Below are 24,152 nucleotides of genomic sequence, written 5' to 3'. Positions count from 1 at the left end.
CGAAATGTGAATAAAAAGTGATCGTCAGGGGGTGTTGGTGTGAATCAAACGATGTCGATTAAGGCGGGTGGTTATTTCGCCATGCCGTTCCGGGGTTTTTTGCCTCAGGTCAATTCCCTTTCATTCGATGATGCAGGATAATACGGCCCCGGTTTGCCACCGGGAATTCAGGAGAATTCATGTACCCCCTTATTCGCAAAGCGTTATTCCAGCTCGACCCCGAACGAGCTCACGAATTTACCCTTCAGCAGTTGCGTCGTATTACTCATACCCCGTTCACTTTTCTGGTTCGCCAATCTGTTCCTACCAAACCGGTATCCTGCATGGGATTGTCTTTCCCCAATCCGTTGGGGTTGGCCGCCGGATTGGACAAGGATGGCGAATGTATTGACGCCTTCGGCGCTATGGGGTTTGGTTTTATTGAAGTGGGCACGGTAACGCCGCGTCCTCAGCCGGGCAATGATAAGCCGCGTTTATTCCGTGTGGTGGAAGCGGAAGGATTAATCAACCGTATGGGTTTCAATAACCATGGGGTGGATAATCTGGTGGAGAATGTCAAAAAATCCCATTTCGGCGGCGTGCTCGGCATCAATATTGGTAAGAATAAAGATACGCCGGTAGAGCATGGGAAAGAGGATTACCTCATCTGTATGGAGAAGGTGTATTCCCACGCCGGATATATTGCCATCAATATTTCTTCGCCGAATACACCTGGGTTGCGGACGCTGCAATATGGCGACGCGCTGGATGATTTGTTACAAGCGGTAAAAAATAAACAGGCGGCGCTGAATAACCAATACCAAAAATATGTACCGGTAGCGGTGAAGATTGCACCGGATCTTTCCGAAGAAGAATTGATCCAGATTGCCGACAGTTTAGTGCGTCATAATATCGATGGCGTCATTGCCACCAATACGACTTTGGATCGGCAATTGATTCAGGGCCTGAATCATTGCGGGCAAACCGGCGGGTTAAGCGGCCGCCCCTTGCAACTTCACAGTACAGAAATTATTCGGCGACTGTCTCAGGAATTAAATGGTCGATTGCCGATTATTGGTGTCGGTGGAATTGATTCCGTTATTGCCGCCCGTGAAAAAATAGCGGCAGGTGCCACACTGGTACAGATTTATAGCGGCTTTATTTATCGTGGCCCACGACTGATTAAGGATATTGTTACTCATATCTGATTTTTCGTCCGTTCTCATTTCACCGGGGGGTTTATTTCTCCCCCCGGCTGGTCTATATTTTCTTCGTTTGTGCAAAAATACGTCAGCGCCTTGTCTGATTGACTATTCGGTATGTGGTAATTACCCGGCGAATAACGCGAAGGATAAATAAAGGTAGAACGATGAAATTAATCCCTGACGATAATTGGCGCTGGTATTTCGATGCCGATCAGGCGCGCCTGATGTTGGATTTGGCCAACGGCATGACTTTTCGTTCCCGTTTTTCCGCCACCATGTTGACGCCTGACGCATTTAATCCCAGCGATTTCTGTGTCGAAGACGCCGCGTTGTTTTTTACCTATCAGGAAAAATGTCTGACGTTGAATATCGATGCGCAAGCCAAAGCCGAATTGGTATTAAATGCGTTGGTGGCCAATCGCTTTCTGAAACCGTTGATGCCGAAAAGTTGGCACTTTGCCGCGCTGGGGCATGGCGAATATTGCCCGCAGTTGGGTGATCTGGTCTGGGTACGTTTGAACGAACGGCTCGAAGACGCCTGCTTTATGGTGGTGGATACCGGCGACAAAGCCAGCCTGTGCTTGCTGGCGCAGGCTGAGCTGGCGCTCAACGGTAAAGTTATGGTGCTGGGGGAGGCGATTAAAATCATGCACGATCGGCTTTGCCCGGTTGATGAAGGCGCCGAGCACGCGCAGCCGCCACTGCATTTCGCCCACGCCGGGTAATGCCGCCCGGCGCAGGTCGCCGGATGATTATGCCAGGCGAAGATTGCTTAAAGGCACGCAACTGCAAGCGAGCAGGCTGCCATCTTCTCTTTTTGCTCCGCTTTTCAATTCAGCGACTTCTCCGTCCAGCAGCGTCAGTTTGCAGCAGCCGCATAATCCCGCCCGACAAGAGTAGGGAACACGAATACCTTGTTGTTCCAATTGCTCGAGCAGTATCTGTTGATTGTCACCCTGAAAACGTTTCCCCTGAAAATCGATTTCTACACTGTTTTCCGCCATGAGCGGCGGTGCGAGCGTGTCTACCCGCCGTCCGGCGCCATAAGGACGTGGTGGATGCGTCGCCAGAATGTCGACGTTATCGCCGGCGCGCAAAATCCCCTGATTGCGGGCGATCAGATTGAGACCGAAATCCACGTCGCCGTTGTCGGCGGTGCGGTAGCCCTGCAATGTCGCCAGCGGTTCGCTGGTCGGATGGTGTCGACCGCGCTCTGGGCTAACGGTAGTCAGGATGCAGCGGCTGCATGGTTTGACGACATCAAAAATTACCTCGCCGATACGCAATGTTTTCCAACTGTCCTCCGCATAAGCGGCCGCACCGCTGACCACCAGATTAGGACGGAACTGCTCAAGGCGGATCCCCGCCGGGCAGCGCTGGCGCAAATCTTCAAATGAGGCCTCATTAATCAGCAAAAACGGGTAGCCGTCAGCAAAACCGAGCGGAATCTCGGGATGACGTTTAACCCGTCGTGATAGCGCCCAGCCCTGCCAACGCAATTGCACCGGGCGTTGCAGGTAATGGCTCAGCCAGTGGTTGACGTGTTCCGGTGCGATGCCGGCCTGGAAGTGGTTTCCCCATACTTCGGTGGGATGCGTCGGGGCGGCGAATTCGTCAAACCGGATGTGCAGGTAATCGCCATCCGGCGCGCGCAGGCTGATCCCTTCGTGGGTCAATGCCGTGGTAAACAGCACCAGTTGGGGATATTGCCGGGCGGTAATAAAAGTGCCATCGGGTTCACTCACCATCAGAATACGATCGAAACTCAGTCCGCTAAGACCGGCGAAGGATTGGGAAAGCTGGAGGCCGCGCATGGATTTGACTGGATGGACGAAAAGCCGACTTAACGCTATCACGGGGGGACATTCCTTGCTGATGTAAAGCGGCAACTTTATGACAAGCCGTCGGGATTGGCTATAATGCGCCTCAATTTTCTTTAAGGTGATAGCTGCACTATGAACTCTCTGTTTGCCAGCACGGCGCGTGGTTTGGAAGAACTGTTAAAAAGTGAACTCGAGGCGCTGGGCGCGCAGGACTGTACCGTAGTGCAGGGCGGCGTACATTTTCAGGGTGACGATCGCCTGCTTTATCAGGCGTTGATGTGGAGCCGTCTGGCGTCTCGCATCCTGCTGCCACTCAAAGAATTCAAGGTTTACAGCGATTTAGATCTTTATCTGGGAGTGCAGTCGGTAGACTGGCCGACGGTGTTTGACGTTCGTAGTACCTTCGCCGTCAGTTTCACCGGCACCAATGAGGATATTCGCAACAGCCAGTATGGCGCGTTGAAAGTCAAAGATGCCATCGTCGACAGTTTCAGCCGTAAAGTCGGGCAGCGTCCGGATGTGGCGCGTCAGCAACCGGATATACGTGTCAATGTCTTTCTGAATAAGGAAAAGGCCACCCTGGCGCTGGATCTCAGCGGCGAGGGGCTGCATTTGCGCGGCTATCGTGAAATGGCCGGTCAGGCGCCGTTGAAAGAAACCTTGGCGGCAGCCATTGTGCTGCGTTCCGGCTGGAAAGCGGGGACGCCGATGGTGGATCCGATGTGCGGCTCCGGCACCTTGCTAATCGAAGCGGCGATGATGGCCTCGGATCGTGCGCCGGGGCTGACGCGCCAGCACTGGGGGTTCCTTGCCTGGAACCGTCACCAGCCTGAACTGTGGCAAAGCCTGGTGGCCGAGGCGCAACAGCGTGCTGATGCCGGCTTACAGGCTACGACGTCACGGTTCTTTGGTTCCGATATTGATGGCCGGGTGATCGATATCGCTCGCGCCAATGCCCGCCGGGCGGGCGTGGATTCGCTGATCCGTTTTGATGTGCAGGATGCTGCCCGCCTGCAGAACCCGTTGCCGGCCGGGCCGACGGGTACCGTGCTCAGCAACCCGCCTTACGGCGAACGTCTGGAAAGCGAACCGGCGCTGATTGCACTGCACAACCTGTTGGGACGAAAAATGAAAAGTGCGTTCGGCGGCTGGCAATTGTCGCTGTTCAGCGCATCGCCGGCGCTGCTTGATAGCCTTCAACTGCGTGCTGATCGTCAGTTCAAAGCGAAAAACGGCCCCCTGGATTGTGTGCAGAAAAATTATCGGTTGTCGGAGAAAAGCAGCGAAGCTGCTGCGCCGCTCGCGGAGGACTTTGCCAACCGTTTGAAAAAAAATCTGCGCAAGCTGGAGAAATGGGCCAGTCAACAAGGTATTGAATGCTATCGGTTGTACGATGCCGACCTGCCGGAATACAACGTGGCGGTGGATCGCTACGGCAGTCGGGTGGTGATTCAGGAATACGCGCCGCCGAAAAGTGTGGATGAACAGAAAGCCCGTCAGCGGCTGTTTGATGTCATCAATGCCACGATTGCGGTGCTGAATGTGCCCGCCAACCAGTTGGTGCTGAAAACGCGCGAGCGGCAGAAGGGTAAAAATCAATACGAAAAATTGGCAGAGAAAGGTGAGTTTCTTCAGGTGCGGGAGTTTGACGCCCGTTTGTGGGTGAACCTGACGGACTATCTGGATACTGGGCTATTTCTGGATCACCGTATTGCCCGACGGATGTTGGGCGAAATGAGCAAAGACAAGGATTTCCTCAACCTGTTCGCTTATACCGGCACTGCCAGCGTGCATGCCGGCTTGGGCGGCGCGCGCTCCACCACGACGGTCGATTTATCCCGTACCTATCTGGAATGGGCGGAAAAGAACCTGCGTCTTAACGGGTTGACCGGGCGGCAACATCGTCTGATTCACGCCGATTGTCTGGCCTGGATGCGTGATACGCGCGAACAGTTCGATCTGATTTTTATCGACCCGCCCACGTTTTCCAACTCCAAGCGGATGGACGCCACCTTCGATGTGCAGCGCGACCATCTGGCGTTGATGAAAGATCTCAAGCGCATACTGCGCCCTGGCGGTACCATTATGTTTTCCAACAATAAACGCGGTTTCCAGATGGATCAGGACGGGCTGGCCGCGCTGGGGTTGACCGCACAAGAGATTACCGCGCGCACGCTTTCGCAGGATTTCGCCCGTAACCGTCAGATTCATAACTGCTGGCTGCTGATGCATGCCGGAGAGGAAAAGTAACACCATGTCATTGATCAGTTTATCCGGTGCCTGGCTGTCGTTTAGCGATGCGCCGTTGTTGGACGATACCGAACTGCATATCGAAGAAAATGAGCGTGTCTGTCTGGTCGGCCGTAACGGCGCGGGCAAATCCACGCTATTGAAAATTTTGTCGGGAGAGGTGCCGTTGGATGACGGTCGCCTGGTGTATGAACAGGATCTGGTGGTGGCCCGCCTGCAACAGGACCCGCCACGGGATGTCGAGGGTACGGTATTTGATTTCGTCTCGGAAGGCGTCGCGGCCCAGGCCGGATACCTCAAAGAGTATCACGCGGCGTTGCGTCGAGTGGAGGACGATCCCAGCGAGAAACACTTGAGCCAACTGGCGAAGATCCAGGAAGTGCTAGAGCATCAAGCGTTGTGGAAGCTGGAAGACCGCATCAATGACGTGCTGGGGCAGTTGGGGTTGTCGGCGGATATGCCGCTATCGGCCTTATCCGGCGGCTGGTTGCGTAAAGCGGCATTAGGACGGGCATTGGTCAGCGCGCCGAAAGTGTTATTGCTGGATGAACCGACGAACCATCTGGACATAGAAACTATCGACTGGCTGGAAGGCTTTTTGAAAACGTTTCAGGGGAGCATCGTGTTTATTTCTCATGATCGCTCCTTCATTCGCAATATGGCGACCCGCATCGTTGATCTCGACCGCGGCAAGCTGGTGTCCTGGCCGGGGGATTACGACAAGTATCTGCTGGGCAAGGAAGAAGCGTTGCGGGTGGAAGACCTGCAGAATGCGGAGTTTGATCGCAAACTGGCGCAGGAGGAGGTTTGGATCCGGCAGGGTATTAAGGCCCGACGTACCCGTAACGAAGGGCGGGTACGGGCGTTGAAAGCCATGCGCCAGGAGCGTGCCCAGCGGCGTGAGGTGATGGGCGCCGCCAAAATGCAAGTGGAAGAGGCGGCTCGTTCCGGCAAAATCGTGTTTGAACTGGAGCAAGCGTGTTATCAGGTTGATGGGCGCACGCTGATTGACCATTTCTCCTCGCAGGTTCAGCGCGGCGACAAGATAGCGCTGGTGGGGCCGAACGGATGCGGTAAAACCACACTGCTAACACTCATGTTGGGGCAACTGAAACCATCCAGCGGCCGTATCCACTGCGGCACCAAACTGGAAGTGGCCTATTTCGACCAGCACCGCGCCGAGCTCGATCCAGAAAAAACCGTGATGGATAATCTGGCTGAGGGCAAGCAAGAGGTGATGGTGAATGGTCGCCCGCGTCATGTCCTGGGTTATTTGCAGGATTTTCTGTTTCATCCGAAACGCGCAATGACGCCGGTGAGTGCATTGTCCGGTGGTGAACGCAACCGTCTGTTGTTGGCGCGTTTGTTTCTGAAGCCCAGCAATTTACTGATCCTCGATGAACCCACCAACGATCTGGATGTGGAAACGTTGGAGCTGCTGGAAGAGCTGATCGAGCAATATCAGGGCACCGTACTGCTGGTCAGCCACGATCGTCAGTTTGTGGACAACAGCGTGACCGAGTGCTGGATTTTTGAAGGCGATGGCCGTATCGGGCGGTATGTCGGCGGTTATTATGATGCACAACAGCAGCGCGCCTCAGCCACGCCGTTGCGTCAACCGATATCGGTTAAACGGGATGACCGCGATGCTACGCCGTCAGGCACCGCAGCGCCTGCTAAGCGCGCATCGGGGAAACTCAGTTATAACCAGCAGCGGGAGCTGGAACAGTTGCCGCAGCAGATTGAGGCGCTGGAACAACGAATCGACTCGCTGCAACAGCAAATGAACGATCCGTCGTTTTTCTCTCGTCCCCATGACGAAACGCAACCGGTACTGGCGGCGTTGGCGGAGGCGGAGCAGCAACTGGAGAACAGCTTTGAGCGCTGGGAAGCGCTGGAAGCTCAGAAAAACGGATAATCCCTGCGTGGTTAACGGCACGGCGCGTTGTGCGCCGAGGCCGAAAAGGAGGCAGCGCATGTGTACGCATCACAACCACTACGATCGTCATATGCTGTGCCCACAGTGTGATTTGCTGGTTGAACTGCCGGCACTGCAAGACGGGCAGCGGGCGTTGTGTCCGCGTTGTAAAACTGCGCTTGCCAGTCGCCAACGCGAGCCGCGCTGGCGACCTGCCAGTTTCGCGTTCAGTGCGTTGATCATGTTGGTGCTGTCCACGTTGTTCCCGTTTGTTTCCATGAGCGTGGCCGGTATCACCCGTGAGATTACGCTGCTGGAAATTCCCCAGGTGATGGTGGCGGAAAACTATGTCAGCGTGGCGACGCTGTTCCTGCTGTTTGTGCAGTTGCTGCCGGCGTTCTCCATGATGGCGATACTGCTACTGTGTCTGCGTGCGCCACTCTCTCAGGACATTCGTCGCTGGCTGACCCGTATGCTGTTCCTACTGAAAACCTGGGGAATGGCGGAAATCTTTCTGGCCGGCGTGCTGGTGAGTTTCGTTAAGCTGATGTCTTATGGGCAGATCGGCATCGGCGCCAGTTTTATTCCCTACATCGTGTTTTGCGTCATGCAACTGTTGGCTTTCCTGAATCTGGATCGCCGCTGGTTGTGGGATGACGTTGCACCGCCGCCGCCGTTACCGATGGGATTGACCAGCGGGCGCAGCGGGTTATTACAGGGCGTGCGCTCCTGTTCTTGTTGCAGTGCGATTTTGCCGGCGCAGACACGCCGCTGTCCGCGCTGTCATACCCATGGACATACCCGGCGGCATCAGAGTCTGCAATGGACGCTGGCGCTGCTGATTACCTCGCTGATGCTGTATGTGCCTGCGAATATCCTGCCGATCATGGTCACTGAAGCGCTGGGCGAGCAACTCACCTCCACGATTATGTCCGGCGTTATTCTGCTGTGGGATATGGGGTCATATCCGGTGGCGTTGGTGATCTTCATCGCCAGCATCATGGTGCCGACGCTGAAAATGCTGGCATTGGCATGGTTATGTTGGTGCGCCCGGGGCCATCGTCATCATGATACCGAGCGGATGCATCGGGTCTATGAAATGGTCGAATTCGTTGGGCGCTGGTCGATGATCGATGTGTTTGTCATTGCGGTACTGTCGTCGATGGTGCGTATCGGCCGTCTGATGAGCATTTATCCGGCGATTGGCGCGGTGCTGTTCGCCGCGGTGGTGATTCTGACCATGTTCGCCGCGATAACGTTTGATCCCCGCTTGCTGTGGGATCGCGATAATCATGAGCTAGAGGAGACGTCTGTTGACGAACACTAAGCGCAGCGTAGCGGAGATTGAAACCATCAAGCGCTGGTCTCCGGTGTGGATTGTTCCTATTGTCACGGTGCTGATAGGCGCCTGGATTCTGTTTTATCACTTTAGCCATCAGGGGCCGGAAATTACGCTGTTCACCAGCAATGCCGAAGGTATCGAAGCGGGAAAAACCACGATCAAGAGCCGCAGCGTGAATGTCGGCATCGTGGAGACCGTCGTGCTGACCGAGGATCTGCATCGAGTGGAGGTGAAGGCCCGGTTGAACGACGGTATGGACAAGCTGTTGAACAAGGACTCGGTATTCTGGGTGGTTAAGCCGCAGATCGGGCGCGAGGGGGTTTCAGGGCTGGGTACGTTGTTGTCCGGCGCCTATATCGAACTGCAGCCAGGGACGGACAAGGCGCAGGATCGCGAGTTCCAGTTGCTGGATTCGCCGCCGTTGGCGTCGCCTAATGCCCGGGGGATCCGCATTATGCTTAGCAGTGAGCAGTCGGGGCAACTGTCGCCGGGCGACCCGGTGTTGTTCCGGGGGTATCGGGTCGGATCGGTGGAAACCAGTCAGTTTGACGCCAATGCGCGCAAGATGACCTATCAACTGTTCATTTCTGCGCCGTATGACAGCCTGGTGACGACCAACGTGCGTTTCTGGAAAGACAGTGGCATCGCGTTGGATCTATCGTCGCAGGGGATGCGGGTTGAAATGGGGTCAATTAGCACCCTGTTGACCGGTGGCGTCAGTTTCGATGTTCCTGCTGGCTGGGAGTTAGGAAAATTAGCCCGTGACCGTGATGAATACAGACTTTTTGACAGCAAAAATAGTATTCAGGATTCGCTGTATACCGATTACAAAGAGTATTTGATGTTTTTTGATGAGTCGGTGCGTGGCTTGCAAGTCGGGGCTCCGGTCGAGTTCCGCGGCATTCGGCTGGGGACAGTGATGGAAGTGCCGTTTTTCCCCCCCAGTGTGTTTCAGAGCTTCGACAGCGATTACCGCATCCCCGTTTTGGTTCGTATTGAATCCGAACGGTTGAAAAAAAGTGTGCGTGACAAGTTCAATCTCGATGAAGAGCTTGAGAAAAGTTCAGCCCTGGGGCTGAGCGCTTCGCTAAAGACAGGGAACCTTCTGACTGGGGCACTGTATATCGATTTGGATTTTTATCCGCAAAGCAAAGGCAAACGCCCTGTCTTACAGACGGTGGATGGTTATTCGGTATTGCCGACAGTCAATGGCGGATTGACGCAAATCCAGCAGAAACTGATGGCGGTGCTGGATAAAGTCAACAATCTGCCATTGAATCCGATGTTGGATCAGGCCACTAAAACGTTGGTGGAGAGCCAGTCTACCCTGCGTGAGATGCAGAAAACACTGGCCTCGCTGAACCGCATTACCGCAAGCCCGGCCATGCAGCAGTTGCCGGACGATCTACAACAGACGTTGCGCGAGTTGAATCACAGCCTGCAGGGCGTACAACCCGGCTCTCCCGCCTATAACCGTATGGTGAGCGACTTGCAGCGGCTCGATCAAACCCTGCGGGAACTGCAACCGCTGTTGCGTACCTTGAATGACAAAAGCAATGCGTTGATCTTCGAGGCGCCCGGCGCCCAGGATCCTCAACCGAAAAAGGCGAAACCATGATGAAGCGCTGGTCGTTGCTGCTGCTGTTATTGCTGGGGGCCTGCAGCAGCCCGCAAAAAAATTATTATCAGTTACCGGCGGTTACGTCATCGTCCGCTGTCGTTAGTCAAACGGCCGGGCGGCAATTGCTGGTGGCGCCTGTGACATTGACCGATGCGCTGGCCGGAAACGGTATCGTGTTTCAGACCTCGGACGTCAGATATACCCTCACCACGCAGAACCAGTGGGCGAGCCCGTTGGATCAACAATTGCAATTGGCATTGTTGACGACATTGCGCAGTGGGCTGCCGGGCTGGGATGTGACCACCAGCGGCGCTGGCGCGACGCCGGTAACGCTTCAGGTAAACGTTACGGCGTTCCAGGGGCGATTCGACGGGCGGGCGATAGTGCGTGGCGAATGGGTTCTGCGCGATAAATCCCGCGTTGTCACTCAGCCGTTTAATGTGGAAGTTTCCCTGCGCGAAGACGGTTACGATGCATTGGTGAAAGCGCTGGCGCAGGGATGGCAGCAGGTGTCGCTTTCGTTGGCTCACCAGGTCGCTGCGTCGTCCTGAATCGCTCCTCTTCCCGGGCATAGCAAATACCTCTGAATACTATTTTTGTGAGCTGTTTCACTATTCAGGGGTTTTGTTTTGTCCTCAAGCTGTTAATGCATCATTTCACCGGCCGTGAGAGAAAAACTCACCAAATTAGTGCATAAATGTGACAGCGGTATGACTTTCATGGCTTGATCTTCTTTTCTCGAATGGCTATTCATAACCTGTGGTTGGCCGAAATCTAACCACTGTTTTCTTTCCACCAGAGTCAACATGAGGGAAACAAGGCATGAAGAGACAAAAACGAGATCGTCTGGTTCGGGCGCATGCAAAAGGGTATCAGGCTGGCATATCAGGGCGTTCCAAGGAACTGTGTCCGTATCAAGCGGTCGATGCCCGGTCTCACTGGTTGGGAGGTTGGCGAGAAGCCATGGAAGACAGGACGGTGATGGCCTGACTCCCCGTCTGTCAGTCACAAAAAGGGAAATACCTCCGCCAAGGCGGAGGTTTTCGTTTCAGGTGTATTAGCGTGCAATACGGCTGTCGACTGCATCCGCCAGCATCGACAATAATCGGGTGCTATCTTCCCAGCCAAGGCAGGCATCGGTAATGGATTTTCCCCAGGCCATGGCGCCAGGGGACGTCATAGGCTGATTGCCTTCTTCCAGAAAACTTTCGACCATAACGCCGGCGATGGCGTTTGAACCTGTGCGAATCTGGCGACAAATATCCTCAGCGACGACCAACTGCCGTTGGAATTGTTTCTGGCTGTTGCCGTGACTGCAATCCACTACCAGACGAGCGGGTAAATCATGGGTTCTCAGGGCATCGCAGGCCGTCGCGATGTATTCCGCTTGATAATTGGGCTCTGCGCCGCCCCGCAGAATCACATGGCCGAATGGATTGCCCTGGGTCTGATAGACGGCCATTCGCCCTTGTTTATCCTGTGACAGAAACATATGGCTGGCGCGCGCCGCCCGGATGGCGTCAATGGCGATGCGGACATTGCCGTCGGTACCGTTTTTGAATCCGACCGGGCAAGAGAGTGCGGAGGCCATTTCACGGTGGATCTGGCTTTCCGTTGTCCGCGCCCCAATCGCTCCCCAACTGATCACGTCGGCAATATATTGTCCTGTCACCGTATCGAGGAATTCTGTGGCAGTCGGAAGGCCTAGCTGATTGACGTCCAGCAGTAGCCGGCGTGCCAGCCGCAGGCCTTCATTGACATCAAATGACCCATCCAGATAAGGGTCGGCGAGCAATCCTTTCCAACCTACAACCGTTCTGGGTTTTTCAAAATAGGCCCGCATGACGATTTCCAACCGTTCCTGGTAATGGCGTTGCAATTCCGCCAGCCGATGCGCATATTCGAGCGCGCTTTCCGGGTGATGGATGGAACAGGGGCCGATCACCACCAGCAGGCGGTGATCGTGACCGGTCAGAATATCTTCAATACGCGATCGCGCATTGATCACCGATTCAGCCGTGCCGGCGGTCATCGGTAGGGCGGTAAGCAACGCATGGGGGGACATCAGATCGCTGAGGCGTTTACTGCGCAACTCATCAGTTTGGTACATGTGTAATCTCTGAATGCTTTAACGTGATAAACGAACGGAGCGTAAACCAATAAAACGGCAACCGGATCGCAATGATCTCGGTTGCCGATAACACTCCGCGAACCGTAATGAGGAGCATTCTATCACGATGTTCAGTACATACGACGGTTGATACCCATGATGTCAATGATACGGGCAGAGATTTCTTCTACAGAATAGTTAGTGGTATTGATGTAACGAATCTGATGGCGGCGAAACATCGACTCGACTTCACTCAGTTCCATGCGGCATTGCCGCAGCGAGGCGTAACGGCTGTTGTTACGGCGTTCCTCACGAATGGCCGCCAACCGTTCCGCGTCGATAGTCAGACCGAATAGCTTATGTTGATAGGTTTTCAGTGCGTCCGGTAATCGCAGATTATCCATGTCGTCTGCAGTAAAAGGATAATTAGCCGCTCGGATGCCGAACTGCATGGCCAAATAGAGACTGGTTGGCGTTTTGCCGCAGCGAGAAACGCCCAGCAGAATAATCTGCGCCTGATCGAGGTTGCGCAATGAGATGCCGTCGTCGTGCGCCAGCGTATAGTCGATGGCAGCGATACGAGCGTCGTATTTGATCAGATTATTGGCGGTCAGTCCGTGCGTTCGATTAGCGACCGGCGTGGGGGCGACGTTCAGTTCTTGTTGCAGCGGAGCGACCAACGCCTGAACGATATCCTGACAAAAGCCTTCGCTATGGGTAATGATGTCGCGAATTTCCGGGGTGACGATGGAGTAAAACACCAGCGGGCGTAAGCCGCTCTGCTGGTAAAGGGTATTGATCTGTTCACAGACCGCACGGGCTCGTGCTTCGTTTTCGACGAAGGGCAGGGTGTAACTGACGGTACTGATGGGGAACTGGGAAAGGACGGCGTGTCCCAGCACTTCGGCGGTAATCGCCGTACCGTCTGATACGTAAAAGACACTTCTCTCCACGGGAACTCCTTGCTGTTTTTTTGCGATGATAAAAATTATTCGTGCCGAAAATTGTCGGTTAACGCCAATTTTTATTAAAACATCATTTCATTATCTCAATGATTCAGATGCCTTTCTTTTTCAATATTGGGATTTTTCCGCGTTATGACTATTTAGAATAGTGGATTCCATTTTTTTTAATAGGTTGATCGATTCACCTTTCCGCCCTTTCCAAAACCCTATGCTACGCTCAAAACGCTGAGACCGATTCCCAGCAAGATATTTCATACCCTAATTGTATGCAGAAAGGATTATTTTCGATGTCCAACAATGGCCCTGATATGCGTAATGTCCTGTGGTATAACCAGCTTGGTATGCACGACGTTGAGCGAGTGGGAGGCAAAAACGCCTCGCTGGGGGAAATGATCACCAACCTGTCGGAGCTGGGCGTATCCGTTCCGAATGGTTTCGCCACGACTGCCCAGGCGTTTAATGACTTTCTTAATCAGAGTGGAATCAACCAGCGTATTTATGAGCTGCTGGATAAAACCAACGCGGATGATGTGAATCAACTGGCTAAAGCGGGTACGCAGATTCGTCAGTGGATCATCGATACGCCGTTCCAGCCTGAGCTGGAACAAGCTATTCGCGATGCATACCAGCAACTGGCCGATGGTGAGCCGGATGCTTCTTTCGCTGTGCGTTCTTCCGCTACCGCAGAAGATATGCCGGATGCTTCCTTTGCCGGCCAGCAGGAAACCTTCCTCAATGTGCAAGGCATTGATGCGGTGATGGTGGCAGTGAAGCACGTTTTTGCTTCGCTGTTTAATGACCGCGCCATTTCTTATCGTGTACATCAGGGGTATGACCACCGCGGCGTGGCGCTTTCCGCCGGCGTGCAGCGCATGGTGCGGTCTGATCTGGCCGCGTCAGGCGTGATGTTCACCATTGATACCGAATCCGGATTTGATCAGGTGGTGTTTATTACCGCTGCGTGGGGGCTGGGTGAGATGGTGGTGCAGGGCGCGGTCAACCCGGATGAGTTTTATGTCCACAAGCCGACGTTGCTGAGTGGAAAACCGGCTATCGTGCGCCGTACCATGGGGTCGAAAAAGATACGGATGGTCTATGCCGCCAGTCAGGAGCATGGCAAGCAGGTACGTATCGAAGATGTGCCGGAATCAGAGAGCACCCGATTTTGTCTGTCGGATGACGAAATCCAGGCGCTGGCGCATCAGGCGTTGCTGATTGAAAAACATTATGGTCGTCCGATGGATATCGAATGGGCGAAAGATGGCCATACCGGCAAACTGTATATCGTTCAGGCGCGTCCTGAAACGGTACGTTCCAACGGGCAGGTGATGGAGCGTTATCAGTTGCAGGCAAAAGGCAAGGTGTTGGTTGAGGGGCGTGCCATCGGCCATCGCATTGGCGCTGGCGAGGTCAAAATCGTTAATAACATCAGCGAAATGCACCGCGTTAATGCCGGCGATGTGCTGGTGACTGATATGACGGATCCTGATTGGGAACCGATCATGAAAAAAGCGGCGGCGATTGTGACCAATCGCGGCGGCCGTACCTGCCATGCGGCGATTATCGCGCGTGAACTGGGTATTCCGGCGGTGGTCGGTTGTGGTGATGCAACGGAACGTTTGCGCAATGGCCAGAAAGTGACGGTTTCCTGCGCCGAGGGCGATACCGGTTATGTTTATCAGGATCTGCTGGACTTCTCTGTGGACAGTTCGCAGGTTGATACCATGCCGGCATTACCGCTGAAAATCATGATGAATGTCGGCAACCCTGATCGGGCGTTTGATTTTGCTTGTCTGCCGAATGAAGGCGTGGGGTTGGCGCGGCTTGAGTTCATCATTAACCGCATGATTGGTGTTCATCCGAAAGCCCTGTTGGAGTTTGATCAGCAACCTCCCGAACTGCAGCGCGAAATTCGCACATTGATGCAGGGATATCAGGATCCGGTCGAGTTTTATATCGAACGGCTGAGGGAAGGCATTGCAACGCTGGCCGCGGCGTTTTGGCCGAAACGGGTGATTGTCCGCCTGTCCGACTTCAAGTCTAACGAGTACGCCAACCTGCTGGGTGGTAGCCGTTATGAGCCGGACGAAGAGAACCCGATGCTTGGCTTCCGTGGCGCAGGTCGTTATGTCTCGCCGGATTTTCGTGCGTGTTTTGCATTGGAGTGCGAAGCCGTCAAACGTGTGCGCAACCTGATGGGGCTTACTAATGTCGAGGTGATGATCCCATTTGTACGCACCGTTGAGCAGGCGAAGGCCGTCGTTGACGAGTTGGCTACGCAAGGGCTGAAACGTGGGGAGAACGGTCTCAAGATCATCATGATGTGCGAGATTCCTTCCAACGCTTTGCTGGCCGACGCATTCCTGCAGCATTTTGATGGGTTCTCGATCGGCTCCAACGATATGACGCAACTGACGCTGGGTCTGGATCGCGATTCCGGCGTGGTGTCGGCACTGTTCGACGAACGTAACGATGCCGTGAAAGCGTTGCTGGCAATGGCGATTCAGGCAGCGAAGAAGCAAGGAAAATACGTCGGTATTTGCGGTCAGGGGCCTTCTGATCATGAAGATTTTGCCGCCTGGTTGATGGAGCAAGGGATTGATAGTCTGTCACTAAATCCGGATACCGTCGTGCAGACCTGGCTAAGCCTGGCAGGCCAACGCTGATGCTGTTTGCTGTTTGTTAAGTCCGTGCGACGTTTCACTGGATGGTGAGGCGTCGCACGGAAATGAAAACCATCCGTATCGGATGCTAACTGTTTAGCATGGCTTATCGGTAACGTGTACAGGAGATTACATTTCTTTTTCTGTGCAGGTACCGTCCAGCGGTGACGCAGTGGCATTAACGACAACGGATGGTTTTTTTTCAGTATGGGTGAAGCGTTCAGGACGAGAGTAAAGCCGATTTCGAAAGAAGCTCGACTCGCGTCAACCCTATGCTCGTACCTTAGGACAAGGTGGCGTGAAAAAAGCAGTGTTCCCCGGTCGTGCGCGATGAACCAAAAAAAAAGCCCATCTCGGGGGATGGGCAAAGACTACACACAGCAATTCGTTACTGGTTCTTGATGAGGAGAAACCTCAATCAACAAACATTACGTTAACAATAGCTCCGGGATTAATACTAGAAATTCAATGCTTGAGAGTCATTAAGAATCATCCTAATGGTTAATTGTTTTTTAATAATGACCAAGGAAAGAATATCTCTCATTCAATAAAATTGAATAAAAATACCTAATACAGGCACTGAAAATGAATTTTCATTGAGATTTGTCTTAAACACATAAGAGTGATTATAGAGTTTGGCATTCCTGCTTTCATCCGTCAGGAACGCCGTAAACCGTGAGAGCGCGACTACTTTTTGTGGTCGCTGTGAATTCGGAAGTGGACGGACTCGGGCGTATCTTTCATCCATGCGGAAAGCAACCGGTAAGAGACGGCCAGCACTACGGGGCCGATGAACAGCCCGATCATGCCGAAGGCCAAAAGGCCGCCGATAACGCCGGAGAGAATCAGCAACATGGGTAAATCCGCGCCCATGCGGATGAGTAACGGGCGGATGACATTATCCAGCGTCCCGACAATACAGCTCCAGACCAGCAGGATGGTTCCCCAAGTGGTATCCCCCGTCCAGTAGAGCCAGATGATGGCGGGCACCAGTACCATCAATGGGCCCAATTGCGCGACGCATGATAAGAACATCAGTACCGTCAGCAGCGTTGTATAGGGAATGCCCGAGAGCGCCAACCCAATACCCCCCAGTAATGATTGTACGATTGCCGTGACCACGACCCCCAGGGCCACGGCGCGGATTGACTGGGCTGCAAGGATGACTGCCGCTTCCCCCCCCTGTTTACCCAACCGCATGGCAAAACGACGAACGCCAAGCGCGACCTGATCACCTTTGCTGTACAGCAGAATGCTGAATAACACCATCAAGGCACAGTGCATCAGGAAACGGCCGATATGCGCCGCCTGTGCGACCGCCCAGGAGGCTGCCTGACCAACGTATGGCTGCACTTTGGCCATGACGGCGGCGCCACCGCTGTGCACCAGCCCATACCAGCTGCTGTGCAGCTTCTCGCCGAACATGGGGATGGAGCGCAGCCAGTCGAGAGACGGCGGGGTAATGCGCGCCTGACTGCCCGCCCAGGCGATGAGCGTAGAGGTATTGTCGATAACGCTACTGACCAGAATCGATGTCGGGATCACGAAGAACAGCACTAACAGCAAGGTCATGACTATCACGGCCAGAAAGCGGTAGCCCCACAACATTTTCTGTAGCTTGATTAACAGCGGCCAGGTAGCGATAACCACCATGCTGGCCCAGGCGAAGCCCAAAATGAATGGCTGTACAACCCAAAAGCAGGCGATGATCAGAATACCGATAAACAACAGGCTGAATACGATTCTTGCGAGATCGAAGCGCGGGGGTTGAGATTGCTTCATCAACAGGTGTTACCTCAATGTCAGCGGGTGATAAACCTTGTCGAGTCCTCACGCTCAGGCGTGGTGCCCTACCTGAACCGGACTTCGCCTGGGGAGTAACCCTCAGGCTACATGATGAAAACGGGAATAATTTATGATGCGTGATTTCCCGCAATTTGGACAGCAGTTCTTACCTGAGTAGCGTCGGATCGCGGCGCGCTACCATAAGTTTTTATTTATCCCTTGACGCACGGCGCACTGAATAGGATAAAACGGGGTGCGCCGGAAAGGACAACCCCTTGTTCTCCGGCCGTTATCGTATTGGCAAACACCTCTCGCACAGACAGGGTCACAAATAATGATCCCACAGATCACGCAGGCGCCCGGGCTGATTCAGCCGGTGCTGAGCTTTTTGGAAGCATTGAAGCAAAACGGATTCACCGGCGATACGGCGACAAACTATGCCGATCGTCTCACCATGGCCACAGACAACAGCATTTATCAGCTATTGCCGGATGCGGTGGTATTTCCCCGATCCACGGCGGATGTGGCATTACTGTCCCGTCTGGCGGGGGAGGAGCGTTTTCGCGCCCTGACGTTTACTCCGCGCGGCGGCGGAACCGGTACCAACGGGCAGGCGCTCAATCAGGGGATTGTGGTGGATATGTCCCGCTATATGAACCGTATTCTGGAAATCAACCCGGAGCAGGGCTGGGTCAGGGTAGAGGCGGGCGTCATCAAGGATCAGCTCAATCAATATCTGAAGCCGTTCGGCTATTTCTTTTCACCGGAACTGTCTACCAGCAACCGCGCTACGCTGGGCGGCATGATCAACACCGATGCTTCCGGCCAAGGGTCGTTGGTGTACGGTAAAACGTCCGACCATGTACTGGGGTTGCGCGCCGTTTTGTTGGGCGGTGAGTTACTGGATACGCGCGCGATGCCGGTCGAGCTTGCCGAACAGCTAGCCCAGGAAGCGTCGCCCGCCGGTCGCATTTACCGCACGGTGCTGCACCGTTGCCGCGAGCAGCGGGATTTGATCATAGCAAAATTCCCCAAACTGAACCGGTTCCTGACCGGATACGATCTGCGGCATGTGTTCAGCAACGATATGCAAACGTTTGACCTGACGCGGATTTTAACCGGTGCAGAAGGTACGCTGGCCTTTATTACCGAGGCGACGTTGGATATCACGCCGTTGCCGAAGATTCGCCGGTTGGTCAACGTCAAGTTCGATTCGTTCGACTCCGCGCTGCGCAGCGCGCCGTTCATGGTAGAAGCTAAAGCCCTTTCGGTAGAAACCGTTGATTCCCGGGTGTTGAATCTGGCGCGTGAGGATATCGTCTGGCATTCCGTCAGCGAGCTGATTGCGGATGTTCCCGGTCAGGATATGCAGGGGCTGAATATCGTCGAATTTGCCGGCGATGACGAAGCCTTGATCGACAGCCAGTTGTCTGCGCTGTGCCGCCGGCTGGATGAACTGCTGTCCGCCCGCGAGTCGGGCGTCATTGGTTATCAGGTTTGCAATGACCTGACGGGGATCGAACGCATTTATGCGATGCGTAAAAAAGCGGTAGGCCTGTTGGGCAACAGCAAGGGGCTGGCGAAACCCATTCCGTTTGCCGAGGATACCTGCGTGCCGCCGCAGCATCTGGCGGACTACATCGCCGAGTTCCGCGCGCTGCTCGATAGCCATAATCTAAGTTACGGCATGTTCGGGCATGTGGATGCCGGGGTATTGCATGTCCGCCCGGCGCTGGACATGTGCGATCCGCAGCAGGAGCTGTTGATGAAGCAGCTTTCCGACCGCATTGTGGATCTGACCGCCAGGTACGGCGGGTTGTTGTGGGGGGAGCACGGTAAGGGATTCCGCGCCGAGTACAGCCCGGCGTTTTTCGGTGCGGAACTGTATGACGAGCTGCGGCGAGTCAAGGCGGCGTTCGACCCGGATAACCGGTTGAACCCCGGTAAAATTTGCGCGCCGCTCGATGTTGATGCGCCAATGATGAGGGTGGACGCGGTAAAACGCGGCACGTTCGATCGGCAAATTCCGCTTGCGGTGAGAAGCGCCTATCGCGGTGCAATGGAATGTAACGGCAACGGCCTCTGTTTTAACTTCGATGCGCGCAGCCCGATGTGTCCCTCCATGAAAATCACCGGCGATCGGATTCATTCGCCGAAGGGGCGTGCCACGCTGGTGCGAGAATGGCTGCGTCTGCTGGCGGAGCAGGGCGTCGACCCACTGTTGCTGGAAACGCAGTTGCCACAGCAGCGTCTGAGCCTGCGCAGCATCATCGCCAAAACCCGTAATACGCTGGCGGCGCGCCAGGGAGAGTACGATTTCTCCCATGAGGTCAAAGACGCCATGTCCGGCTGTTTGGCCTGTAAAGCTTGTTCGACCCAGTGCCCGATAAAAATCGATGTGCCCAGCTTCCGGGCTCGTTTCCTGCAGCTTTACCACACGCGCTATCTGCGGCCGGTGAAGGATTATCTGGTGGCCGAGGTAGAGCGCTATGCCCCGCTGATGGCGCGTACTCCGAAGACCTTCAACTTTTTCCTGCGCCAGCCGTGGGTGAATGCACTCAGCCGTCGTTGTATCGGCATGGTGGATTTGCCGCTGTTGTCATCGCCATCGCTGAAACGGCAGTTTGCTGGTCACTCCGCCATGACGACCACGCTGGAGCAATTGGAACAGATGTCGGCGGAAACGCGGGGACAGTATGTGTTGATCGTGCAGGATCCGTTTACCAGCTACTATGACGCGCAAGTCGTGGCGGATTTTGTGCGGCTCGTGGAAAAATTGGGGTTGAGGCCGGTATTACTGCCGTTTTCACCCAATGGAAAGCCCCAGCATATCAAGGGATTCCTGCAACAATTTGCTCGAACTGCCGCCCGGACGGCGGAGTTTCTGAACCGTGTCGCTGGGCTGGGGCTGCCCATGGTGGGTGTCGACCCGGCGCTGGTGCTGTGTTATCGCGATGAGTACCGTGACGCGCTGGGCGATAAGCGCGGCGATTTTCAGGTGCAACTGGTGCATGAGTGGCTATCCGATTGGCTGAAACAGCGGAAACTGGAGAAAACGGAAACTCGGCAGGGGGATGTCTGGTATCTGTTCGGCCACTGTACGGAAACCACGGCGTTACCGGCCAGTACCGCGCAGTGGAGCGATATTTTTGCATATTTCGGCGCTCGTCTTGAAAACGTCAGCGTCGGGTGCTGCGGTATGGCGGGAACTTATGGGCATGAAAGCCGGAATCTGGCTCATTCACAGGGCATTTATGATTTGTCCTGGCAACCGGCGTTACAACGTTTGCCGCAGGAGCGCTGCCTGACAACCGGTTATTCCTGTCGCAGCCAGGTCAAGCGTATGGAGGGCCGGGGATTGAAACATCCGTTGCAGGCGTTGCTGGAGTTGGTGCGATGATGTGGAAAAGATCGATCGATCTGGAACAGCTTAATCAGATGTCCGTCGGGTGCATGGTCGGGCATCTAGGGATTCGCATGACGAATCTGACCGACGATACCATTGAAGCCGTCATGCCGGTTGATAGCCGCACCTGTCAGCCGTTTGGGTTGCTGCATGGCGGCGCATCGGTCACGCTGGCGGAGTCGCTGGGGTCGATCGCCGGCTATCTGTGCACCGAGGGTGAACAGCGCGTGGTCGGGGTGGAAATTAACGCCAATCATCTGCGGGCGGTAACGGGAGGCGAAGTACGCGGCGTCTGTCGTTCAGTGCATGCCGGGCGGCGTTTACAAGTCTGGCAAATTGATATTTTTGACGACAAGGCTCGTCTCTGCTGCACTTCTCGCTTGACGACGGCGGTACTCACGCCGGAAGGGTAATACCGCAACGTTCCGGGTATGGAGGCATATCCGGAACGTGTGTCCCACTGTGCGTTATGGCATAAACACCACACGCTGCACGAAATCCTGCTGAAAAGCGGAAACCTTTTCCCAACATCCTAACACGCTGAACTGATTGCAAATCATCTGTAGTGTCTGGCGGGCAAAGTAGTAACTCTGTACCCGAAAAAGATGACAACGATGGGTGTCGTTGATTGCGGCGATAAGGCAGTGGTGCATTTTTATCAGGCTGAAAAGATAGCGGCCTTCATCCCCCGATTGCTGGCTGAGCTCGGCCATTTTCATCCCGGTCAGATAGTAGTTTCGCAACTGGCCGATATCGCAAATTTCCCGATCCATCGCCAGTTCCGCCATATAAAAATCCACCGAGGCATCGCGCAATTTGTGGTGATAGTTGTCCATTTGCGTTCTCAGCCAGGCGTTGAACGGGAACATGTGCGTCGCTCCTTAAATATAAATAAGAATCATTATCGTATTTGTCGACGGTGAGATGCAATAATCGCTGTGTAAAAAACAGGACAAAGCTCATGGTGCATGGTGTTCCAGATAGAAAAAACCACTGTAACGGCAAGACTGCGAAACATTGTCAGTAGCACTGCGAATGTCCCATCCTTATCGTTGTCGTTGTGTGTCTACCTGGGGTAAATCTAGGGCGGTGATATTTAGCAGGAGGCCGTAACACAGAACGTTATGCATTATTTCGGAGTCCGGGCGGTGGATTTTACGTCAAACTGCTTTTATCCTTGAAAGTCCGATTAAAGTTGGTTATTGATAACTTGTTGATTAAGAAATAGAAAATGATTTTTTCCGAATGGTCGTTGCATGCTCTTAACGAGCGATGCTCGCCGTATTTGGAAAGATTTTTCGGATAATGAGGCAGTGAATAGGAATCTGACTATGAAACGTGCGATTACTCTACTGGGAACGTTGTTTACGCTGTGTTTACTGGGGAGCACGCTTGCGGAAGCGGCCGAATACCCGTTACCGCCGCCAGATAGCCGGTTGATTGGAGAGAATATAAGCTATACCGTCCCGAATGATGGACACCCGCTGGAGACGATAGCCGCTAACTTCAAGATTGGCTTGCTGAATATGCTGGAGGCTAACCCAGGGACAGATCCCTATCTACCCAAGCCGGGGTCGACGCTGACGATCCCATCACAGATGTTGCTGCCGGATACGCTGCGGGAAGGGATTGTGGTCAACCTGGCTGAACTGCGTCTGTATTACTTTCCTAAAGGCAAGGGCACCGTCATTGTGTATCCCATTGGTATTGGCCAGCTAGGCCGAAATACGCCGGTGATGGTGACACGGGTTATCGAACGTCGTCCCAATCCTACTTGGATACCGACAGCCAATATCCGTCGTCATTATAAAGAACAGGGTATTGACTTGCCGGCAGTCGTACCGGGTGGCCCGGATAATCCGATGGGGTTGTTTGCATTGCGTCTGGAAAAGAGCGGTGGGGTTTATTCCATCCATGGCACCAATGCTAATTTCGGTATCGGCATGCGCGTTAGCTCTGGCTGTATTCGTCTTCGTCCTGAGGATATTGAAGCACTGTTCAACGATGTTCCCGTAGGAACACGGGTTCAGATTATTAATGAGCCTATCAAAGTGGCGGTAGAACCGGATGGGAAACGCTATATCGAGGTTCATCAACCGCTCTCTCGTACTGATAAGGATGACCCCCAGACGATGCCAATTGGGTTGGGCCAGAAAGTACAGGCGTTCGTACGCAGCCCAGAGACGGATGTTGAGGTTGTACACAATGCGATCGTCCGCCGTTCAGGTATGCCGATACTGGTGAACAAAGGTGAAGTGCTGTCTACACCGCAAACTGGCGCAGCACCGGTGACGGTAGCCGTTCCAGTCCGATAAATTCAGGAGTATGCGCGTCAGGGCGTGTAGACGCGCTGATGCGTATTACAGGGAAACGTGGGAATACGAAGGGAAATCAACAGATAAAAAAATGGCGCACACTGTGCGCCATTTTTCGTTCAACCAGCTCTTACTTCTTGTAAGTACGAACCTGGTTGTCCAGGCGCTGGTTAGCACGAGCTGCGTCATCTTTAGCAGCCTGCACGTCAGTAGCCAGAGCGTCAACTTTGCTGGTCAGAGCAGATACTTTGTCGTTCAGAGAAGAAACGTCAGAAGACAGCTGATCCAGTTTAGCGTTGCTGGAGCAACCAGCCAGCAGAGTTGAACCCAGGATTACCGCGCCCAGTACCAGTTTAGTACGATTCATTATTAATACCCTCTAAATTGAGTTAATCTCCATGTAGCGTTACAAGTATTACACAAACCTTTTTCCGATGAGAATAAATTTTTGATGGGAACATGCTTAATTTTGATCGTTCGCTCAAAGAATCATCGAGTTTTACAAACAGGTTAAAAAAAGCAAGAAAAACAGGGGAGTTTTATCAGATTCTTCTGGTCTTGATTTTTGTTGATATACTAATTTTGTATAACTGTAACGGGTGTAGATTAATACTGGAAATCAGCGAGAATAAAAAAAGCGCCCGACTGGGTAATGCCAGTCACTTAAGGTGACTGGCATTGTTTTTAAAAGGGTATTTGGGCTTTTTTTGCCTCACTTCTCTTTCATACTCCCGCTCCCGTCTCGGCGGCAGTTTCAGCATCGCGGCATT

18 protein-coding genes and 1 other RNA gene are annotated in these 24,152 nt (G+C 53.9%); 12 read left to right on the top strand and 7 right to left on the bottom strand.

What is annotated here, in order from left to right; all coding sequences use genetic code 11:
- Positions 1–179 precede the first annotated feature (179 nt).
- Together pyrD and HEP82_RS13865 are read left to right on the top strand one after the other, a co-directional pair.
- Positions 180–1,187, top strand: a complete 1,008-nt coding sequence (gene pyrD / locus HEP82_RS13870; protein ID WP_192458623.1) for a quinone-dependent dihydroorotate dehydrogenase — start codon at positions 180–182, stop codon at positions 1,185–1,187.
- A gap of 161 nt (positions 1,188–1,348) precedes the next feature.
- Positions 1,349–1,909 carry a cell division protein ZapC gene (locus HEP82_RS13865; RefSeq protein ID WP_192458622.1) on the top strand — a complete coding sequence of 187 codons (561 nt, stop codon included), beginning with the start codon at positions 1,349–1,351 and terminating at the stop codon, positions 1,907–1,909.
- A gap of 27 nt (positions 1,910–1,936) precedes the next feature.
- Here the strand turns inward: HEP82_RS13865 and HEP82_RS13860 are convergent, their stop codons facing one another.
- Positions 1,937–3,040, bottom strand: coding sequence for a YcbX family protein (locus tag HEP82_RS13860; RefSeq protein ID WP_192458621.1), 1,104 nt, complete (start codon positions 3,038–3,040; stop codon positions 1,937–1,939).
- Positions 3,041–3,139: 99 nt separating this feature from the next.
- On the opposite strand from HEP82_RS13860, the gene rlmKL reads away from it, so the two are divergent.
- From rlmKL to rmf, 6 genes are all read left to right on the top strand, one after another.
- Positions 3,140–5,257, top strand: a complete 2,118-nt coding sequence (gene rlmKL / locus HEP82_RS13855; protein ID WP_192458620.1) for a bifunctional 23S rRNA (guanine(2069)-N(7))-methyltransferase RlmK/23S rRNA (guanine(2445)-N(2))-methyltransferase RlmL — start codon at positions 3,140–3,142, stop codon at positions 5,255–5,257.
- Positions 5,258–5,261: 4 nt separating this feature from the next.
- On the top strand, positions 5,262–7,175 hold the full coding sequence (locus tag HEP82_RS13850) for an ABC transporter ATP-binding protein (RefSeq protein ID WP_192458619.1): 1,914 nt from the start codon (positions 5,262–5,264) through the stop codon (positions 7,173–7,175).
- Between the two features lie 58 nt (positions 7,176–7,233).
- On the top strand, positions 7,234–8,502 hold the full coding sequence (gene pqiA / locus HEP82_RS13845) for a membrane integrity-associated transporter subunit PqiA (RefSeq protein ID WP_192458618.1): 1,269 nt from the start codon (positions 7,234–7,236) through the stop codon (positions 8,500–8,502).
- On the top strand, positions 8,489–10,135 hold the full coding sequence (gene pqiB, locus HEP82_RS13840) for an intermembrane transport protein PqiB (protein WP_192458617.1): 1,647 nt from the start codon (positions 8,489–8,491) through the stop codon (positions 10,133–10,135). The genes pqiA and pqiB overlap by 14 nt, the downstream gene beginning before the upstream one ends.
- Positions 10,132–10,689, top strand: a complete 558-nt coding sequence (pqiC, locus tag HEP82_RS13835) for a membrane integrity-associated transporter subunit PqiC (RefSeq protein ID WP_192458616.1) — start codon at positions 10,132–10,134, stop codon at positions 10,687–10,689. The genes pqiB and pqiC overlap by 4 nt, the downstream gene beginning before the upstream one ends.
- A 271-nt stretch (positions 10,690–10,960) precedes the next feature.
- On the top strand, positions 10,961–11,128 hold the full coding sequence (rmf, locus tag HEP82_RS13830) for a ribosome modulation factor (protein WP_012765268.1): 168 nt from the start codon (positions 10,961–10,963) through the stop codon (positions 11,126–11,128).
- Positions 11,129–11,195: 67 nt separating this feature from the next.
- On the opposite strand, the gene HEP82_RS13825 is transcribed toward rmf, so the two are convergent.
- Positions 11,196–12,248, bottom strand: a complete 1,053-nt coding sequence (locus HEP82_RS13825) for a 3-deoxy-7-phosphoheptulonate synthase (RefSeq protein ID WP_192458615.1) — start codon at positions 12,246–12,248, stop codon at positions 11,196–11,198.
- Between the two features lie 131 nt (positions 12,249–12,379).
- Complete coding sequence (ppsR, locus tag HEP82_RS13820) at positions 12,380–13,201, bottom strand: posphoenolpyruvate synthetase regulatory kinase/phosphorylase PpsR (protein WP_192458614.1); 822 nt, start codon at positions 13,199–13,201, stop codon at positions 12,380–12,382.
- 299 nt (positions 13,202–13,500) lie between these two features.
- Here ppsR and ppsA point away from each other — a divergent pair, with 299 nt between their 5' ends.
- Complete coding sequence (ppsA, locus tag HEP82_RS13815; RefSeq protein ID WP_192458613.1) at positions 13,501–15,879, top strand: phosphoenolpyruvate synthase; 2,379 nt, start codon at positions 13,501–13,503, stop codon at positions 15,877–15,879.
- Between the two features lie 333 nt (positions 15,880–16,212).
- On the opposite strand, the gene rprA is transcribed toward ppsA, so the two are convergent.
- Positions 16,213–16,325: antisense sRNA RprA (gene rprA, locus HEP82_RS13810), an RNA gene on the bottom strand.
- A 238-nt stretch (positions 16,326–16,563) separates the two neighbouring features.
- Positions 16,564–17,661, bottom strand: coding sequence for an AI-2E family transporter YdiK (ydiK, locus tag HEP82_RS13805; protein WP_192458612.1), 1,098 nt, complete (start codon positions 17,659–17,661; stop codon positions 16,564–16,566).
- 334 nt (positions 17,662–17,995) lie between these two features.
- Between ydiK and ydiJ the strand changes: the two genes are divergently transcribed.
- Together ydiJ and HEP82_RS13795 are read left to right on the top strand one after the other, a co-directional pair.
- A complete protein-coding gene (gene ydiJ, locus HEP82_RS13800; protein ID WP_192458611.1) occupies positions 17,996–21,061 on the top strand; it encodes a D-2-hydroxyglutarate dehydrogenase YdiJ in 3,066 nt (1,021 codons plus the stop codon).
- Positions 21,058–21,480 carry a hotdog fold thioesterase gene (locus HEP82_RS13795; protein WP_192458610.1) on the top strand — a complete coding sequence of 141 codons (423 nt, stop codon included), beginning with the start codon at positions 21,058–21,060 and terminating at the stop codon, positions 21,478–21,480. The genes ydiJ and HEP82_RS13795 overlap by 4 nt, the downstream gene beginning before the upstream one ends.
- 54 nt (positions 21,481–21,534) lie before the next feature.
- On the opposite strand, the gene HEP82_RS13790 is transcribed toward HEP82_RS13795, so the two are convergent.
- Positions 21,535–21,936, bottom strand: a complete 402-nt coding sequence (locus HEP82_RS13790; RefSeq protein ID WP_192458609.1) for a hypothetical protein — start codon at positions 21,934–21,936, stop codon at positions 21,535–21,537.
- Positions 21,937–22,398: 462 nt separating this feature from the next.
- On the opposite strand from HEP82_RS13790, the gene HEP82_RS13785 reads away from it, so the two are divergent.
- Entirely contained in the window at positions 22,399–23,382 is a 984-nt protein-coding gene (locus HEP82_RS13785) for a L,D-transpeptidase family protein (protein WP_192458608.1), read from the top strand.
- A 130-nt stretch (positions 23,383–23,512) separates the two neighbouring features.
- Here the strand turns inward: HEP82_RS13785 and HEP82_RS13780 are convergent, their stop codons facing one another.
- A complete protein-coding gene (locus HEP82_RS13780) occupies positions 23,513–23,749 on the bottom strand; it encodes a major outer membrane lipoprotein (RefSeq protein ID WP_012765277.1) in 237 nt (78 codons plus the stop codon).
- Positions 23,750–24,152: the final 403 nt, after the last annotated feature.

This window comes from Musicola keenii (assembly GCF_014855505.1).
GTDB lineage: Bacteria > Pseudomonadota > Gammaproteobacteria > Enterobacterales > Enterobacteriaceae > Musicola > Musicola paradisiaca.
The sequence above is the reverse complement of the archived record's forward strand: the minus strand, read 5'-3'. Positions and strand labels throughout refer to the sequence as shown.